This is a genomic window from Streptomyces melanogenes, assembly GCF_014649795.1.
Lineage (GTDB): Bacteria > Actinomycetota > Actinomycetes > Streptomycetales > Streptomycetaceae > Streptomyces > Streptomyces noboritoensis.
The window spans coordinates 1-536 of record NZ_BMTS01000102.1; the positions used below are offsets into that span (position 1 = coordinate 1).

At 66.2% G+C, this 536-nt stretch carries 1 pseudogene; it reads left to right on the top strand.

Features of this window, described 5'->3' with window-relative positions:
* Positions 1 to 536 (top strand): annotated as a pseudogene (locus IE252_RS42955) (IS21 family transposase); the annotation flags it as partial.

The window sequence follows — 536 nt, forward strand, 5'->3', positions numbered from 1 at the left end:
CGGCGGCTGGGGGTGGCTCGGAATACCGTGCGGGCCGCGTTGAACTCGGACCGGCCGCCCAAGTACGAGCGGGCTCCGCGGGGTTCGGTGGTCGACGCTTTCGAACCGCAGATCCGGGCCTTGCTCAAGGAATGGCCGAAGATGCCGGCCCCGGTCATCGCGGAACGGATCAGCTGGCCGTACTCGATGTCACCGTTGAAGAAGCGGCTGGCCCTGATCCGGCCGGAATATGTGGGTATCGACCCGGTGGACCGTGTCCACTACGAGCCCGGCGAGATCGCCCAGTGCGATCTGTGGTTTCCCGAGACGAAGATTCCGGTCGCGGCCGGGCAGGAACGGATCCTGCCAGTGCTGGTCATGACACTGGGGTTCTCCCGGTACTTGTCCGCGGCGATGATTCCGTCCCGGCAGGGCGGAGACATCTTGTCGGGCATGTGGTCCCTGATCAGTGCGATTGGCCGGGTCACCAAAACACTGGTCTGGGACCGGGAATCGGCTATCGGTGGAACGGGCCGGGTGACCGCACCCGCGGCGGC